Genomic DNA, 15541 nt, shown 5'->3' with positions numbered 1-15541 from the left:
TGATTATTTTACAGTAACTTACAACCATGTTAAAGGGTAGTAAGGGTTAATGAGGGGTAACTTCTGCCGCCAATTTGCCGCCATTTTTTGCCATTTCTATTGGGTTGAGTTTTACCGCTGTTTCCAAATGTTCTGGGGCAAAGTGTGCGTACCTCATCGTCATACTGATGTCATGATGCCCTAAGATTTTCTGAAGCACCAAAATGTTGCCGCCGTTCATCATAAAATGCGCAGAAAAAGTGTGCCTCAGTACGTGTGTCATCTGGCCTTTGGGCAGGTGTATAGATGAGTTCTTGATTGCCCTCAGAAAATTGTAATGACAGTCATCGAACATAATTTCTTTTTTGATGCCGCACAGCTCTTTGTAAAACTCTTTAGTGATCGGCACAGTACGATTTTTCTTGCTTTTGGTATTAGTGAACGTGATTTTGTTTGGGCTTAGTTGTGACTTGCGGAGGTTTTGAGCTTCACTCCATCGTGCGCCAGTTGATAGGCATATTCTGATAACGCGATTTAAATCGACATCTGCGCGGCTGACATTCAACAATCGCTCTATCTGATCCTGATCAAGCCAGGCCATTTCTCGCTCAGTTGTGCTTAACTTTCTTAGCTTCTCAAGTGGGTTAGGTAAAGACCATTCACCCAACCTGCTTAGCTCGCTAAACATGCTGTTCAAATGAGAGTGATCCATATTCAATGTGGTGTTTGAAGCACCATATGGAAATCGCTTATCTAAATAAATATCTCCGCTTAATCGCAATTTGCGATAGTGGGCAAAGTCATTGGCAGTGAATTCAGCGGCGCGGGGGTTTCCCATAGCGTTAGCGATAAGCTTAAGTTTTCGAAAAACCATTAAGCCAGAAGATAAAGTTTGCCCGTGTAGGTCATACCAAAGCTGTGCTAGCTCTAAAAGAGTTCGCTTGTCGCTTTTTTCAATAACCCATGGCCTGATTGCAGATTCATTCATCACATACTGTTCATAAGCAACGGCCTCTCCCTTTGTCGGAAAAGTCTTCCTGATTCGCTTCTTATCGCGTCCTTGCGGATAGCACTCACAAAGCCATTTACCTGTATTTAACTTACGAACAGTCATTGCTTATGCACTCTCTTTACGCATTACAAGAGCCACATGACCCTTCAATTTGATGTCATTGATGTGACAATCAAATGTGCCGCTCTCATTGGTTACTCTGATCCTCTGTTGGGGTAAGCGCATTATTTCGCGTAGTGATGCTTTGTCATCTATTTCAACCAACCATAAGCCGTCAACAACATTGCTAGGCGCTAAATCAACGATATAGCGACCATTACCAATGAACAGCACATGCGGATCACGTAAGACATCGGGGAACAACTCTTTATCAACAAAAAGAAGTTCGCCATTGGAAAGAACACCGTTTTCTAGGCTTACACTCGGGATTTTTTTTGCAGCGTGGTTCTCATTTGAGTACTTGACGCCTCTGCCAAAAGCGAGCCATTCAATATTTACACCTGTTTCAATAACAGCCTGTATGATCCAATCTGCCGGAAAAATGTCTCTTGAATAGCGAGACGCCATGGTGCTTTTTGAAACGCCAAATTGGTCACATAGCGCCTGCCTCGTTCTAAAGCCATAAGCTTCCAGCAAGCGGTGAACCACCTCTTTGCCTCCAGTTGTAAACTCCATGATTCCCCTCGGGTTCTAAAATACCTTTGACAAGTACCCAATATCGGATCTAAAGTTCGCCTCATAAGTACGAAATTGGGTTCATTACCGTTCATTACTGTTAAATCGGGCTAATTGGCGTTCCACCGCCAAATTTTGAGGATTCTGACTGATGCAGGCAAACATTTCAATTGCGCTCACTGTTCCGCATATGACTAAGGAGAAATACAGTCAGGAGACAGGGATTGACGCTGAAACAATCGATCTCATGCTCAAGGATGGTCGTCTTTCTTCCTACCGCCATCGTCTTCGTAAGGATGGCAAACGTGAACTTATCCTGATCAACGTAGCTGCGTTAGCAATCGATGCTCTGACGTCACATGAAGTTAAGTTCGCGATTTCGGATTCTGGTTCGCGTTCTGGAACTTTAAGAAGTGCCTGAAAAAACAATATCGGAATAGGGATATATAAAGCGATGTTTGATTTTAAGACTTCCACACATAACGACTATGACGAAGCGTGCCGCAAGTTTGCGCTTACACATAATATGACTGAGCTGGCTCAGCGCGCAGGGATGAAGGTGCAGACCCTTCGCAACAAGCTGAACCCAGAACAGGCTCATCAGCTGACTGTACCTGAAGTGCTGCTACTTACCGATTTAACAGAAGACGCAACGCTGATGGATGGAATGCTGGCGCAACTTCACTGCCTGCCATGTGTTCCTGTCAATGAACATGCCGCTGAAAAGTTTTCTGCTTATGTGCTCAATGCTTCTGCTCAGGTCGGGACCCTTGCTGCCAGTGCTGCTAATCACGCCAGCATTACCACTTCATGTCGTCGCGGGATTATTGAAGCAGCCAATACCGGCATTCGCTGCATGATGCTGGCGGCTCTCGCTGTACAGAGTCGCGTTCATTCTAACCCTGCACTTTCAGGTACTGCTGATGTGTTAAGCGGTATCGGTGCATCAATGGGGATGGTCTGAGATATGGCGTTTTCAGTAGCTCCGCTTCTGAAGCGGCAAAGCCCGTCCCACGCTTACGGCCACGGCTGGATTGCGGCAGAAAAGGGCAGGCGCTGGCACCCGGCAATTTCACAGGCCGAACTGCTGGCAGGATTAACCGGTAAGAGGAAAGAATCATGGGTTACAAAGCTGAAAGTATCACTGTTCAGATGAACGCGGGGCAGCGTGCTAGTGCGCTTAATCACATAGCAGTACTTCGTACCATGATGTACGGCGATTGCAGCCACGAACTCAAACGCTTTATCGCAGACATGCGTAATAAGCGTGATCATCAGGCTGAACAAAATAGCCGCGCACTGAGCGCAATTTTCTTCCTGGCTAATATCAGCAAAGAACGTCACAGCGTTGATTTCAGTGAACTGACGAGTGACGAAGTTAAGGCGCTGATTAGTGCAATGAATCACTTAAAAGCAGTCGTGAGTTTATTTCCAAAGAATCTGACGTTACCTAATTAATTAACCCAACGAAATTAAATGGCGTAAACCCGCCGGGCATTCTTTTGCCCGAATTCAGGAGAAAGAGAAATGCGAAACATCCAGACCCGTAATTTTAAAGCTGACGACGACGCGCTTAATGCCCTGCTGAGCAAGGCAAAAACTGAGCAGCGTTCTGATGATGCGCTGTCCGTTTCTATCCGCCTGGCCGCACTGGCAATTCATGCCCGTAAAAATGAAATGTCCGCAGCGGAAATCATCGAGTTGCTGGACAAAGAGGCGGAACGCTTTGAGAGCCAGGCGCAGGAGCTGCACTGATGGCTGATTCAATGGACATGGTACAGCAGCGCGTGCAGGAAGAACTGGCGCGCAATCTGGCTAACGCAACTCACCGCCCGGCAGGGGAGAGTGAGTTTTTCTGCCTTTCGTGCGGCGAAGCAATCCCGGAGAAGCGCCGCCGCGCACTGCCGGGCGTTTCCCTCTGCGTGACCTGTAAAGAAGTCAGTGAGCTGAAAAGCGCGCATTACAAAGGGGCGGCATTATGAAGACCATCCTGAAATGGGCCGGCAGCAAGTCCGGCCTGATGCCTGAGCTGGTTAAACACCTGCCTGCCGGTAATCGTCTGGTTGAGCCGTTTGCCGGTTCCTGTGCTGTCATGATGAATACGGATTACCCGGCTTATCTGGTGGCGGATGTTAATCCCGATCTGATTAACCTTTATCGGCAGGTTAAAGAGCATACGCGCCCGTTTATTGTCTTGGCGGCATCGCTCTTTCATCAGAATAAAACGGAAGAGAGTTATAAGCAGGTTCGCGAAGAATTTAACTTCAACGCGGCGCTGCCACTGCTGGAGCGCGCCGCGCAATTCCTCTACCTCAATCGCAACGGCTACCGTGGCCTTTGCCGCTATAACAAACGCGGTGAATTCAATATTCCCTACGGTAATTATAAAGAGCCATATTTCCCGCTGGCCGAAATTGAAGCGTTTGCCGCAAAGGCTCAGCGCGCGACGTTTGAATGTCTGGGGTATAGCGAAACCCTGAGCATGGTCCGTGCCGGTGATGTCGTGTACTGCGATCCACCGTATCACGGCACATTCACCGCTTATCACACCGATGGGTTCAGCGATGACGATCAGCACTCGCTGGCCTGCATCCTGCTGGGTATCTCTGAGCATAACCCGGTCATCGTTTCAAACAGCGACACAATGTTTACCCGCAGTATCTACCGCGAATTTGGCCTGACCAAAATCACTGCCGCCCGCTCTGTTGGCGTGGCCGCCGGTGAAGGTAAGCGCGCGCCTGAAATCATCGCAGTACGTCACATGAGTCTGGCGGTGTAATGACTCAGGCTTTCGCATACCCCTGGAACGCCCCTAAAAAGGCAATAAATCCACAGCTGGACCCGGCGGAAGTTGCGCCGGTGTCCGCGCTTTCAAACCTGATCGCTCTCTATGCTGCGGATAATGAGCAGGAGCAGCTGCGCCGTGAGGCAGTGAGCGATCAGGTCTGGGACCGCTACTTTTTCAACGAGTCACGCGATCCTGTCCAGCGTGAAATTGTGCAGGACAGAATTGTCAGCCGGGCAAAGATGGCCCGCGAACAGCAGCAACACAATCCCGATCTGGTTATCGTGGCCGATGTCAGCGCCCAGCCTTCGCACATCAGTAAGCCACTCATGGAGCGCGTTAAGTTTTTCCACAATCTCGGCAGGCCGCAGGCTTATTCCCGCTACCTGCGCGAAACTATCCGCCCCTGCCTTGAGAGGCTGGCCCGCGTGCGCGAAAGCCAGATTTCAGCCTCATTCCGTTTTATGGCCGGTCATGACGGGCTTGACGGCCTGCTTGCGTTGCCTGAAATGAATCAGAATCAGGTCAAGCGTTTATCTACGCTGGTCGCTGCGCACATGAGCATGTGTCTGGATAAGGCCAGCGGCCATCTGTTCGTCAGTGACGACGTGACGCCGGAGCAGGTCCGCCAGGCATGGGAACTTGTTGCAGCGGAAGCGATGCGTCTGGATGTAATCCCTCCGGCCTTTGAGCAGCTGCGCCGCAAAAAGCGCCGCCGCAAGCCCGTACCCTATGATCTGATCCCGGCCTCGCTGGCACGTATGCTTTGCGCTGACTGGTGGTATCGCAAGTTATGGCAGCTGCGTTGTGAATGGCGTGAAGAGCAGCTGCGCGCTGTCTGCCTGGTCAACAAAAAAGCATCCCCCTATGTCAGCTTTGAAGCGGTGATCCAGAAGCGTGAGCAGCGCAGGAAGTCTCTGGAGTTCTTCCGCTCACATGAGCTGATCAGCGATGAAGGCGATACGCTGGATATGGAAGACGTGGTGAATGCCAGTAGCAGCAACCCGGCACACCGGCGTAATGAAATGATGGCCTGCGTTAAGGGGCTGGAGCTTATCGCGGAAATGCGTGGGGACTGCGCAGTGTTTTACACCATCACCTGTCCGTCGCGTTTCCACGCAACGCTTAACAATGGCAGGCCCAATCCGAAGTGGACCACGGCCACCGTTCGCCAGAGCAGTGATTATCTGGTTGATACCTTTGCTGCCTTCCGCAAGGCCATGCATAAAGCCGGGATGCGCTGGTATGGCGTGCGGGTTGCTGAGCCGCATCATGACGGCACCGTACACTGGCACCTGCTGTGCTTCATGCGCAAAAAGGAACGTCGTTCAGTCACCGCACTGCTGCGGAAATTTGCCATTCGCGAAGATCGCGAAGAGCTTGGCAACAACACCGGGCCACGCTTTAAAGCTGAGCTGATCAACCCGCGTAAAGGTTCACCGACCAGTTATATCGCTAAATACGTCAGTAAAAATATTGATGGCCGTGGCCTGTCTGATGAAATCAGTGCAGAAACAGGTAAATCACTGCGTGACAGCGCAGAGAACGTCGGGGCGTGGGCGTCACTTCATCGCGTTCAGCAGTTCCGCTTCTTTGGCATTCCGGGCCGTCAGGCTTACCGGGAACTGCGCCTGCTCGCCGGTCAGGCGCTGAGAAATCAGAGCGATAAAAAAGCAGGTGCGCCGGTGCTTGAAAATGCGCAGCTGGACGCCGTGCTGGCCGCTGCAGATGTTGGCTGCTTCGCCACCTACATCATGAAGCAGGGCGGCGTTCTGGTTCCACGTAAACATCACATCGTCAGAACTGCTTACGAGCTTAACGACGAGCCAACCCCTTACGGCGATCACGGCACCCGAATTTATGGCATCTGGTCCCCCTTAGTGGCTGGCCGCATCTGCACGCACGCAACGAAGTGGAAAATGGTTCGTAAAGCCGTTGACGTTCAGGAGGCGACAGCCGACCAGGGCGCTAGCGCCCCTTGGACTCGTGGCAATAACTGTCCCCCTGATGAAAAACTGAACATTTCAGGGGGCGGTCCGGTATCTGTTGAACCTATAGAATCTGGTGAAACGCCTCTTTATGGCCCGGCAGACTTCGACAATATGACCAGAAAACAGCGCCGGGATCTGCTGGCGCGTCTTCGGGTGGTTAAGCCGCGCCAGAAGAAAAGTTATAAGCAGGTAATTGACGATGTTCAGGGGGCTGCTCTTGTTGCAGAGCTGAAAACGAGGGGCTTTACCGGTGAAGAAACTGAAATAAATCTGCTTCTGTGCGGTGGCAGTCTCAATTCAGGCGCGGGGATGCGCATTTTTTACCAGAACGGACGGTTGCAGGAAGATGATAAGTGGCGGAAATGGAGCTGATTGAGGTTCAGTCTCGATAAGCGAAGCCGTGAGTGTCAAGCCTGATTTCGCTTTATTCAATAAAAATAACGAGTTGGAAGCGTCACCTAGTCGATAATTTTTAGGATAAGCCCTTATTGAACGTAAAAATCATTTCACATTTTTAAGACCATACGATACTGTACACATATACAGTTGTTACGTCGAGGGAGGACAAATGAGCGATTATCTTCTGGAAGAGATTAAACTCCAGCGCATTGATTTTATTCTTAAAAAAGTTGCTTTTGATACGTGCGACTTTGAGGAAAAGGAATTGGCAATTCACTGGTTAGTGGAGTTATCAGGTGAATTGATGGCTGAAGTTAGAAAGGCTAAATCATTCAAATCTGAAGCCGAACGTCATTGAGAGGGACTTATGCAAATCGAAATCATGATTAATAAACAACAAAAAATCAGTGAAGACATTCTCAGTGCCCTTGAGGCTGAGCTTTACAGAAATTTCCTGCCAACTTATCCCGATACAAGTATTCGTATCCGTAAAGGCTCTGCTAATGGCGTAGTACTGAGCGGCGTCAGACAGGATGACGATAAAAGGAATGTTATGGATATTCTGCAGGCTGTATGGGAAGACGACAGCTGGCAGTATCAACACTGATAACGTTGCTGGCGTCAGAATTTGGTTTTGACGCCAGCGCGGTTGAACAATGAGTGAGTTGTAAGGTGAAGTAACTCCTAATAAGCAATCTATGACTGCAGAGCCACTTTTTTCAATGTTTCAAATACAATTTTTGTAAATTCATTTTCATTTCTAACATCAATGTAAGCAAGGCCGCTGTTAGTAATTTTAAGCTTACCAGAATACTCTAATGAATTAACAGTGCAAACAAGCCTGTCAATTCTTATTTTCTTAGCTACTAGTTCCTCTTTGTAATATTTTCTAAGATCGCTACTGCCGATAATTTGCATTTTAGCTGTGGCGTAATCAGCGACTCTGACCCTTGAAACATCTAGCTGAGTCAAATTGATATTAACGCTTGAAGATATTTCGCTAAGCCAATTCATCGGGTTTATATCTATCTCTTCGAGACTAACTCCCAAACCAAGATTCTTAACCAAAGCTTGTGAAAATGGCTTTAATGTCCGAGGGGGGTTAGTAATCTGCATTATAGGGAGAGAATCTAGGGCTATACTAAAATCTGTAGTGCGATATTCTAGCCTTTCTACAGTAGTTTCGCTTCCATCAAAATTTGATACTTTATCATGAAAAATTATACGTTCAACAAAGCGCCCATTTGCAAAATCATTACGTATCTTATCAAAAATAAAGCCTTTACCTTTTTCCTCGGTAAAAGAATCAAGAGAAAGGCACCTAACAGCTTTTTCAAACTCAAGGTGTATATTTAGCTTAAGCCATTTAACTTTTTTCATGTTCGTTCACCTCTGACCCCACTATTATATTATAGGCGTTTTCAGCGGCTGACTCAATTAATGCACCAATATGTTTTTTCTCTTGTGCTGTTGCCGCGCGGATGGTTACATTAAAGCCATCTTCTTTTTGATTATTAATTCCTTTAATCTGATAGGCGAAATCACAGCATTTTTCAGAGTCTTTGAAAAAAGCTTCAGCGTTAATTCTGTCTCCAATTCCATTTTTTGGTTTAGAGGACCATGCAATACGGCCGATATAGTAACCTTTCTGATGAAGCTGAGAGAATATAGCTGAGCTATTCACTCCTTCGCCATTAAGAACGGCCTTTTTGACAAATCCGGTATCAATAGTCTCAACTCCTTCTTCATCATCGCCTACATCAGTACTGCGATTTAATTCCACTTTTGTGACATCATCAGTCTCATAACCATGCAGTCCGTTCATTAATTCTTGGAAAAACTGGCTTCGCAATGATGGGTCAGTTATTGCTAGCAAAGAAATTTCGAAACGTTCAATAGGTTCAGACTTGATTTTAGATAGTTCATTTTGCAGACTTTCGATGACTTTTTTAGCTTCGGTATTTTGGGGCATACGTACTTCAACCTTATCAGTTCCTGGTCGCAGTTCGATTATTATATTTCTTTTGTCGATTTGACGTAATGCTGTTTTTGATAGATCAATTTCTTCATATTTATATTCAACTGTAAGTGAGCCGTCTTTTTTTGCTACAATATTTAGGCTTTGACCTTTACTTGCCGAGCATGATTTCTTCAATGCCTCAGCAGCACTTTTTAATTCAACCTGATTTGTTGAGGTTTGAAAACTTAAACTAGTAGTGCTTTCTCTTGGATCATATGTTTTGACTAGTTTTTTTATGTGCTCTAATTCGTTATATCCATGAGGAAGTTTAGATATTTCTTCAATTAATACTTCCTTATCAATTTTCTGTGATAAAAACACACCTCTATTCATTAAGAGTTCATGTAGCTTGGCAGGGGTTATTCTTTTGTGATGCAAAGCATCGTAAATATTTTTGTCTGTTGCAAAATATAGTTTCTTTGCCATTATCTTTGCTCCATGCCAATTTGCTCAAGGTTATATTCAACTACGATTTTGTCAGTTTTTTCGAAATCTATCTTAAGGAAAAGTCTTTCATCCTCGCCTAAAAGCCAGTCAGAGCTATATTTCTTTTTCGCTCTTTCGAAATTATGAACGGCATTTTCATTAGGGTGAATATGGCAATGGCGTAATACAATTGGCTTGCCTTCAGTTAATATCTGATAGGTTGATAACATATCAAAAAAGTACACGAATTCATCGACAGAATCTCCAGGTTGATTATAATAAATAATATAACCCTCAGTGATTTTATCTCTCATCCAGCTAAAGGAATCATGCTTTATTATAATATACGGTGATGTTAATAATTCAATTGTTGCAGGTGTTGTTTGATTGATAGGGTGCTTAATTCTTGTAAGAGAAAGGTCTGGATAATAGTATGTGAACTTATCAGGTTGTGGCAGTTTGCCAGAGCCTATTAACTTTGTAATGTCAGAAGATATGTTTATTAAATCAGAGATTTTAAAGGGGTCAAGCAAATGTAATTTGATATTAGGAGGGCAATTTATAGCGCTATGGTCTAGTTTTTTTGTAATATTCTCATAAAAATCTTTGTCATATAAATTATCGTGATTGTATAAGAATAATAACCCTCTCACGTTATAGCCTAAAGAATCATCATGGACATATTTTAGATGCCACTCTTCGCTTACATTCGCACATTCTGTAGCTAAAGCAAGGGAGGTTAAAGCTCCCTCAACAATTTTTTTTCCAATAGTACCTTCTGCATAGCTTTTGAGATCTGTATTGAGATATACCATTTCCTCTTCATAAGGGTCTATGTAGAAAAAGACAACATCGCTTGGATGTGTTTTCTTGGAATGCGCCTTTTGGCAGCACTCCCAATTCATATCTGCTCTTGCCGCTCGTTCCCATTTGAACACTGAGAAAATTTCATCAGAAATCTTACCAGCAACTCGCTGTATTACCGAGGTTTCTCCACCCATGTCAATCCTGCTCCTTTAAAATTGCTGTGGCAAAATGCCAGAAATGCATCTGATATGATGTGTCATTTAAACGTATAGTTCGTATGCGTGCTTGCACGACTATAACGCATGAAAATGCATGATCGCAAAAGGATCGTTTTTGCTCAAGTCCGCCAGTACTGAAGGGCATTCGCCTATGTCATGCACCTGCATGAAAACCACTACATAAAGCGGGCAGGCGTGGCGGGGCTACGAGCGCGCGTAACTCTCTTGGACCTCTATGTAAAGGTCTCGACTTCTCAACCTGTGTCAATTTTTTTATGCGTTTGTATGAGCTATAAATTTAAAATTTTTCAGGTATATTGTTGTTATCAGCAATTGGAAAAAAATGTATGAGTCGGCATGCTCTTTCAAGCGCGGATCATAAGTATTTAAGCCCAAATTGAAGAGTAACTTCTTAAGGGATATTATTAATTTAAGGATGGTTAATGAGACGTTCAGCTGCTTTAAAAAGAATTGAGACAATAATTTCTAGAATTGAAAATAGTAAGTTTACTGATAGTGATATATCTGTCCTGCTAGTTACCATGAGAGAACTACCTAAATCTCAAAGGAGCATATTTGAAGTTGGTAGCTTTGTAGCGCACTCAGAACTAAGAGATAGAGGAATAATTAAAGATATCATGCTAAGGAATCATGCTATTATTAACCTGCGACTTGGTAAGGATAAGGACTTATTAGTTCCCGGGGCTACAAAATTCCCTTTTTACTTTCCTGAATTTATTAAGCTTCAGAGCCAAGCTTTAACCACTGACTTTATAGCCAAGAAAACTAACCTTAGCCCTGGAAAAATAAAATTAACCATTGATAAATTAAACTCTAAAAGCACGTTCAAACAAGTTGATGGATATGCAGAATTACAGCGTCCTCTTTCAGATAATGAAAACAAAGTAATAAATGAATGTTTGTCATATTTGCTAGCCAATGATGCTATTAAACATGATGACTTAATCGATGACATGTGTAATTTAATGCTGGAAGAGGATAGCACTATAAACACCCAACCTTTAATTGACAAAAAAAGGGAGATATTTTGTGCTATATTGTGCCTTATGAATAACGTCAGTTATCGTTTAGATGCTAAGCATAATGTTAATGCTTCGATAGAAGTTCATCTTGGCGAAAACTCAGGTTGTGATATTTTTGGTTGTTATTACTTGAGTAGCATTCACGATGGCAAAGAGATAAAGGTTCCCGTCAGGCATCCTGTATATATGGGTGGATATAGCCGACATGAAATATTCGATGCTGACATAACAGGGGAAGATGTTAGAGAAGGTAACTTTTTTTATTCTAACGAGAAAGGTCTTAATGTAAAAACTGGCTAGTTCTTTTCATCCAGTTTTGACATAAAAAGAAAGTGCCAAAAGCACTTTCTTTTAGAGTTGTTTTGTTAATTGTCGTCCTGCTCAAGCCGATAAGGAACAAAGCGGATTACTTCTTCTCCTAACCATGAGTTAAGTTCCTCAAAGCGTCTCTGCAGTGGCATGAGTTCATTACGCACAAACACCTTGCTGGCCTTTTCAACGTCACCGAACCCGCCCGTGTTACTGGGGATAATCCCCATCAGCTGCGGCGGCACACGATGCACGGCCAGCATATCGTCGCGGCTCACGTTTTTGATGTTCAGGAATTCATCCTTTGCCGCGACCTCTGACAGCGGGATAATCTGGATGCCGTCCTTTTTTCCGTTAGGGCTGTACATAAACAGGTTGCGGAAGTTGCCAGGGCCCTTCGCGCTTTTCATGGCGCTGCGGATATTATCCACGTCCTGCTGACTCTGCGCCGGGTCGGTCATGTACATGATAAACCCTGCATGACTGCCGTTGAGGTAATACTTGCGTCGGAACAGCGTGGCAGATTCATTCAGCAGCGCCGACGGGATGGCCGACAGGTAGCCCGGCACGCCGTAAATCTCCTGATTGATGTCCGGCTCCATCAGATGAAACACGCTGCCCTTCTCAAACTCATACGGCTCCGTGTTAATTCCATAGTGTGCATACCAGTAGGTATCAAGGTCGAGGCCGCGCCGGGTGAACTTTGCCAGTGACGGCTCCAGCTTCAGCACGTTACCGAGGCGGCTGGTCCGCTTCTCCAGGTAGGCATTGCCGAAAATCAGGTAATCCAGCGCAAAGCGGCTGAATGCCTGCTGACTCAGCAGCGGGTGCGGGATAAAGGTACTCGCCAGAATATTGCACTTCACGCTGATGGGTGAGCTGTGATGCACGGCGGCGCGGAACGTGCGCGCCAGCCCGTCAACGCTTACGGGCGGTTCATACCAGCGATCATTGATGACGCACTCCACGTAGTCCAGCAGTTCGCGGCGGTCCAGCACCGGGATCGGGTCGCCAAAGGTAAACGCCTCCGACGCTGCCCCGCTGGTCATGTTATCCGGCTGCGGCACGGGCTGCGTGCGGGTGCGGTTCCTGCTTTTGCTCATTAATAAATCTCCACAATGTTCTGCGTGTGTGCCGCCTGTCCCTGCAGCGGCTCGTTTGCCAGTGCGTGCATGGTCGCCCAGGCTAAATCGCCGTGGCTGACTTCCTCGCTGCGGCTGGTTTCATAGGTCGGACGGTTGCCGCTGGCCGTGGTGGCCTTGCGGATAGACATGAACGACTGCGCGATGTCGAGGTGGCTGGCGTCAAACTCCAGCCGCCCGCTGGCGATGGTGTCGTAAGCCTTCAGCACCAGGGCGTTTTTCACGTTCGGGTTATAGACAAACTCCTTCACCTGCGGGAAAAACGCTTTGACGTTCTCATACACGCCCAGCCCGACGCCGGTGGAGTCGATGCCGATATAGGTGACGTTATACTGCTGCGTCAGCGTCCTGATGGCGTCGGCCTGCGCCCGGAAGTCCATTCCGCGCCACTGGTGGCGCTCAAGGATGCGGAACTTGCCGCCCGGCACGGCAGGCGGTGCCATGACCACACATCCGGCGCTGTCGCCGTTCTGCGTGCCTTTCGCCGGGTCATAGCCGATCCAGACTTCTTTCCAGCCGAACGGCCGCAGCGCCAGCGCTTCAAAATCGGTCCAGACTTCCCAGCTGTCCACCATGCACTTCTGAAGCATGGCCAGCTGGAACACCGACGCCAGATCGTCCATAAAGACGCACATAAGCAGGTTCTGGTAATCCTCCGGGCTGTAACGCGTGCGCAGCTGCTCCAGGTCAAACAGGTCACACCCGCCGCGCACCGCATCTTCAACCGTGACAATCTGGCGAAACTGGCCGTCTTCGCAGAGGCGACCGGCGGCCAGTGACTGATGGCTGAGGTCAATATCAACCCTGTCCGATTTGGCCCGGCCTTTGTTGAACTGCGAACCGGACCAGAACGGATAGGCGCTGTGTGTGAGGCTGGACGGGGTGGAAAAGTAGGTTTCTCGCCACTTCTTGTGCAGCGCCATGCCGGACGCCACTTTCTGCAGTTCCTGAAACTTCGGGATCCAGAAATATTCATCCAGGTACAGATTGCCGTGATAGCTCTGCGCGGTGCGGGCGTTAGTGCCCAGGAAATACAGGCACGCGCCGTTACTGAGCGTCATCGGGTCGCCCTTCAGGTCTACGTCCACCTCGCGGGCAAATTCAATGATGTACTGCTTGAACACGTGCGCCTGCGCCTTGCTGGCCGACAGGAATATCTGATTGCGTCCGGTGGTCAGCGCATCGATCAGCGCCTCGCGGGCAAAAAAGAAGGTGGCCCCAATTTGGCGCGACTTCAGCAGGTTGCGGACTGAGTATTTATTTCCGGCCTCCCACCACTGGCGCTGGTAGCCGAACATCGAGCCGTGGAAAACCTCCTGCAGCTTCTCAATCTGCTCGTCGCTGAACAGGTTTTTTTCCGGGGGCTTACGCGGGCCTTTGTTCCGGTTCTCCACGTTCGGGTTCAGGTCCGCTTCATTGCCGCCGTTGCTGAATTTACCGATCCGGGCGTGGCGCTCAGACTGACGCGCCAGCAGGTCAATTTCCTTAAAGTCTTTCCCTTCCTTCTGCTCCTTCATGATGAGCTGGCAGTAACGTGCGGCGGTGGTCAGCTGCATCTGATCCAGCGGGCCATAGTCGCCCCACCTGTCGCGCTTCTTCCAGCTGTGAACGGTTGCGGGTTTCTCTCCCAGCATTTCAGCAATGCGGGCGATGCGGTATCCCTGAAAGTACAGCAGTAAAGCCTGCCTGCGGGGATCGAGGTCGTCGGGGGCGGGTGTCATATTCATGCAGCCAAAATACGGCCCCGCCGCCGCCTTTTCCGCCATCCCTCATTGTGTGGTTTCCCGCACAATGTCCGCGCGTTGTTTCGATACCCCTGCCGCCGCAAACATAGTGCCTCACAAAGTTTTACTGACCGGAGCCTGGACAATGGCAAAGAAAGCAAAGCGTTTTCGTATCGGGGTGGAAGGTGCCACCACGGACGGGCGCACCATCGAGCGCAGCTGGCTTGAGCAGATGGCGGCAAATTACAGCCCTGAGCTGTACACCGCCGTGATCAACATGGAGCACATCAAGGGCTATACGCCTGACAGCCCGTTTCGCCGCTTTGGCGTAGTGGAAGCGCTGGACACCGAAGAAATCAGCGACGGCCCGCTGAAGGGCAAGCTGGGACTGTATGCCCTGATCAACCCGACTGACGAGCTGGTCACGCTGACCGGCACCATGCAGAAAATCTTCACCTCTATGGAAATCCGCCCGGAGTTCGCGGACACCGGCGCAGCCTATCTGATTGGCCTGGCCGTGACCGACGATCCGGCCAGCCTCGGCACCGAAATGCTGCAGTTCAGCGCCAGCGCCGGGGCGAACCCGCTGGCAAACCGCAAGCAGCATCCTGACAACGTTTTCTCTGCCGCTGAAGAAACCCTGATCGAGTTTGAGGACGTGGCCGACGTAAAACCCGCCCTGTTTACCCGCATCAAGGCGATGTTCAGCAAGCAGCAGCAGACCGACGCGGCCCGCTTCAGCGACGTACATCAGGCCGTTGAACTTATCGCCACCGAGCAGCAGGACCTGAGCGCGCGCATTGAAACGGCGCTGAGCGAACAGGCCGACAGCCTGAAATCACATTTCAGCAGTGCGCTGGGTGAGGAAGTGCTGAAGCGCGAACAGCTGCAGGCGGACTTCACCGAACTGCAGCAGCAGCTGAGCCGGGAAGATGGACGCCAGCAGGTCCGCCCGCGTACGCAGGGTAACGGCAGCGGCGGCGAAGTGCGCACCGACTGCTGATACAGCGG

General features: G+C 48.3%; 19 protein-coding genes. 12 read left to right on the top strand and 7 right to left on the bottom strand.

Going from position 1 to position 15541, the window contains the following annotated elements:
* Positions 1-46 precede the first annotated feature (46 nt).
* Positions 47-1093 carry a phage integrase gene (locus AC6I77_RS15640; protein WP_497817135.1) on the bottom strand — a complete coding sequence of 349 codons (1047 nt, stop codon included), beginning with the start codon at positions 1091-1093 and terminating at the stop codon, positions 47-49.
* Between the two features lie 3 nt (positions 1094-1096).
* Positions 1097-1666, bottom strand: coding sequence for a phage repressor protein CI (locus AC6I77_RS15635; RefSeq protein ID WP_497817134.1), 570 nt, complete (start codon positions 1664-1666; stop codon positions 1097-1099).
* Between the two features lie 151 nt (positions 1667-1817).
* On the opposite strand from AC6I77_RS15635, the gene AC6I77_RS15630 reads away from it, so the two are divergent.
* From AC6I77_RS15630 to AC6I77_RS15585, 10 genes are all read left to right on the top strand, one after another.
* Positions 1818-2087, top strand: coding sequence for a hypothetical protein (locus AC6I77_RS15630; protein ID WP_275102771.1), 270 nt, complete (start codon positions 1818-1820; stop codon positions 2085-2087).
* A gap of 33 nt (positions 2088-2120) precedes the next feature.
* A complete protein-coding gene (locus tag AC6I77_RS15625) occupies positions 2121-2630 on the top strand; it encodes a phage regulatory CII family protein (RefSeq protein ID WP_497817133.1) in 510 nt (169 codons plus the stop codon).
* Positions 2631-2633: 3 nt separating this feature from the next.
* Complete coding sequence (locus tag AC6I77_RS15620; protein WP_187512418.1) at positions 2634-2822, top strand: phage filamentation protein Fil family protein; 189 nt, start codon at positions 2634-2636, stop codon at positions 2820-2822.
* Positions 2786-3124, top strand: coding sequence for a DUF5347 family protein (locus AC6I77_RS15615; RefSeq protein WP_497817132.1), 339 nt, complete (start codon positions 2786-2788; stop codon positions 3122-3124). Before AC6I77_RS15620 ends, AC6I77_RS15615 begins: the two co-directional genes overlap by 37 nt.
* Before the next feature lie 69 nt (positions 3125-3193).
* Positions 3194-3421, top strand: coding sequence for a DUF2732 family protein (locus AC6I77_RS15610; RefSeq protein WP_497817131.1), 228 nt, complete (start codon positions 3194-3196; stop codon positions 3419-3421).
* Complete coding sequence (locus tag AC6I77_RS15605) at positions 3421-3648, top strand: TraR/DksA family transcriptional regulator (protein WP_497817130.1); 228 nt, start codon at positions 3421-3423, stop codon at positions 3646-3648. Before AC6I77_RS15610 ends, AC6I77_RS15605 begins: the two co-directional genes overlap by 1 nt.
* A complete protein-coding gene (locus AC6I77_RS15600) occupies positions 3645-4445 on the top strand; it encodes a DNA adenine methylase (RefSeq protein ID WP_497817129.1) in 801 nt (266 codons plus the stop codon). The genes AC6I77_RS15605 and AC6I77_RS15600 overlap by 4 nt, the downstream gene beginning before the upstream one ends.
* Positions 4445-6814 (top strand): replication endonuclease, encoded by a 2370-nt coding sequence (locus AC6I77_RS15595; RefSeq protein WP_497817128.1) that lies wholly within the window; start codon positions 4445-4447, stop codon positions 6812-6814. The genes AC6I77_RS15600 and AC6I77_RS15595 overlap by 1 nt, the downstream gene beginning before the upstream one ends.
* Positions 6815-7010: 196 nt before the next feature.
* Positions 7011-7199, top strand: a complete 189-nt coding sequence (locus tag AC6I77_RS15590; RefSeq protein ID WP_497817127.1) for a hypothetical protein — start codon at positions 7011-7013, stop codon at positions 7197-7199.
* Positions 7200-7208: 9 nt separating this feature from the next.
* Positions 7209-7448 (top strand): DinI-like family protein, encoded by a 240-nt coding sequence (locus AC6I77_RS15585; protein WP_497817126.1) that lies wholly within the window; start codon positions 7209-7211, stop codon positions 7446-7448.
* An 89-nt stretch (positions 7449-7537) separates the two neighbouring features.
* On the opposite strand, the gene AC6I77_RS15580 is transcribed toward AC6I77_RS15585, so the two are convergent.
* Genes AC6I77_RS15580 through AC6I77_RS15570 form a run of 3 tightly spaced genes read right to left on the bottom strand, consistent with a single transcriptional unit; the run spans position 7538 to position 10288 of the window.
* On the bottom strand, positions 7538-8221 hold the full coding sequence (locus tag AC6I77_RS15580) for a hypothetical protein (RefSeq protein ID WP_497817125.1): 684 nt from the start codon (positions 8219-8221) through the stop codon (positions 7538-7540).
* Positions 8208-9287, bottom strand: a complete 1080-nt coding sequence (locus tag AC6I77_RS15575; RefSeq protein WP_497817124.1) for a hypothetical protein — start codon at positions 9285-9287, stop codon at positions 8208-8210. The genes AC6I77_RS15580 and AC6I77_RS15575 overlap by 14 nt, the downstream gene beginning before the upstream one ends.
* Positions 9287-10288 carry a PD-(D/E)XK nuclease domain-containing protein gene (locus AC6I77_RS15570; RefSeq protein WP_497817123.1) on the bottom strand — a complete coding sequence of 334 codons (1002 nt, stop codon included), beginning with the start codon at positions 10286-10288 and terminating at the stop codon, positions 9287-9289. Before AC6I77_RS15570 ends, AC6I77_RS15575 begins: the two co-directional genes overlap by 1 nt.
* 467 nt (positions 10289-10755) lie before the next feature.
* Between AC6I77_RS15570 and AC6I77_RS15565 the strand changes: the two genes are divergently transcribed.
* Positions 10756-11655 (top strand): hypothetical protein, encoded by a 900-nt coding sequence (locus tag AC6I77_RS15565; protein WP_497817122.1) that lies wholly within the window; start codon positions 10756-10758, stop codon positions 11653-11655.
* A gap of 65 nt (positions 11656-11720) precedes the next feature.
* Here AC6I77_RS15565 and AC6I77_RS15560 read toward each other — a convergent pair whose 3' ends face one another.
* Together AC6I77_RS15560 and AC6I77_RS15555 are read right to left on the bottom strand one after the other, a co-directional pair.
* A complete protein-coding gene (locus AC6I77_RS15560) occupies positions 11721-12767 on the bottom strand; it encodes a phage portal protein (RefSeq protein ID WP_497817121.1) in 1047 nt (348 codons plus the stop codon).
* Entirely contained in the window at positions 12767-14533 is a 1767-nt protein-coding gene (locus AC6I77_RS15555; RefSeq protein ID WP_137244598.1) for a terminase ATPase subunit family protein, read from the bottom strand. The genes AC6I77_RS15560 and AC6I77_RS15555 overlap by 1 nt, the downstream gene beginning before the upstream one ends.
* A 142-nt stretch (positions 14534-14675) precedes the next feature.
* Between AC6I77_RS15555 and AC6I77_RS15550 the strand changes: the two genes are divergently transcribed.
* Positions 14676-15533 (top strand): GPO family capsid scaffolding protein, encoded by an 858-nt coding sequence (locus AC6I77_RS15550; protein ID WP_497817120.1) that lies wholly within the window; start codon positions 14676-14678, stop codon positions 15531-15533.
* Positions 15534-15541: the final 8 nt, after the last annotated feature.

Source organism: Pantoea sp. X-Soil-ISGK-259, assembly GCF_059730705.1.
The sequence above is the reverse complement of the archived record's forward strand: the minus strand, read 5'-3'. Positions and strand labels throughout refer to the sequence as shown.

Bases quoted from the DNA above. Each gene is read 5' to 3' on its own strand.
- AC6I77_RS15640 (WP_497817135.1), bottom strand. From the start codon at position 1,093: ATGACTGTTCGTAAGTTAAATACAGGTAAATGGCTTTGTGAGTGCTAT.
- AC6I77_RS15635 (WP_497817134.1), bottom strand. From the start codon at position 1,666: ATGGAGTTTACAACTGGAGGCAAAGAGGTGGTTCACCGCTTGCTGGAA.
- AC6I77_RS15630 (WP_275102771.1), top strand. From the start codon at position 1,818: ATGCAGGCAAACATTTCAATTGCGCTCACTGTTCCGCATATGACTAAG.
- AC6I77_RS15625 (WP_497817133.1), top strand. From the start codon at position 2,121: ATGTTTGATTTTAAGACTTCCACACATAACGACTATGACGAAGCGTGC.
- AC6I77_RS15620 (WP_187512418.1), top strand. From the start codon at position 2,634: ATGGCGTTTTCAGTAGCTCCGCTTCTGAAGCGGCAAAGCCCGTCCCAC.
- AC6I77_RS15615 (WP_497817132.1), top strand. From the start codon at position 2,786: ATGGGTTACAAAGCTGAAAGTATCACTGTTCAGATGAACGCGGGGCAG.
- AC6I77_RS15610 (WP_497817131.1), top strand. From the start codon at position 3,194: ATGCGAAACATCCAGACCCGTAATTTTAAAGCTGACGACGACGCGCTT.
- AC6I77_RS15605 (WP_497817130.1), top strand. From the start codon at position 3,421: ATGGCTGATTCAATGGACATGGTACAGCAGCGCGTGCAGGAAGAACTG.
- AC6I77_RS15600 (WP_497817129.1), top strand. From the start codon at position 3,645: ATGAAGACCATCCTGAAATGGGCCGGCAGCAAGTCCGGCCTGATGCCT.
- AC6I77_RS15595 (WP_497817128.1), top strand. From the start codon at position 4,445: ATGACTCAGGCTTTCGCATACCCCTGGAACGCCCCTAAAAAGGCAATA.
- AC6I77_RS15590 (WP_497817127.1), top strand. From the start codon at position 7,011: ATGAGCGATTATCTTCTGGAAGAGATTAAACTCCAGCGCATTGATTTT.
- AC6I77_RS15585 (WP_497817126.1), top strand. From the start codon at position 7,209: ATGCAAATCGAAATCATGATTAATAAACAACAAAAAATCAGTGAAGAC.
- AC6I77_RS15580 (WP_497817125.1), bottom strand. From the start codon at position 8,221: ATGAAAAAAGTTAAATGGCTTAAGCTAAATATACACCTTGAGTTTGAA.
- AC6I77_RS15575 (WP_497817124.1), bottom strand. From the start codon at position 9,287: ATGGCAAAGAAACTATATTTTGCAACAGACAAAAATATTTACGATGCT.
- AC6I77_RS15570 (WP_497817123.1), bottom strand. From the start codon at position 10,288: ATGGGTGGAGAAACCTCGGTAATACAGCGAGTTGCTGGTAAGATTTCT.
- AC6I77_RS15565 (WP_497817122.1), top strand. From the start codon at position 10,756: ATGAGACGTTCAGCTGCTTTAAAAAGAATTGAGACAATAATTTCTAGA.
- AC6I77_RS15560 (WP_497817121.1), bottom strand. From the start codon at position 12,767: ATGAGCAAAAGCAGGAACCGCACCCGCACGCAGCCCGTGCCGCAGCCG.
- AC6I77_RS15555 (WP_137244598.1), bottom strand. From the start codon at position 14,533: ATGAATATGACACCCGCCCCCGACGACCTCGATCCCCGCAGGCAGGCT.
- AC6I77_RS15550 (WP_497817120.1), top strand. From the start codon at position 14,676: ATGGCAAAGAAAGCAAAGCGTTTTCGTATCGGGGTGGAAGGTGCCACC.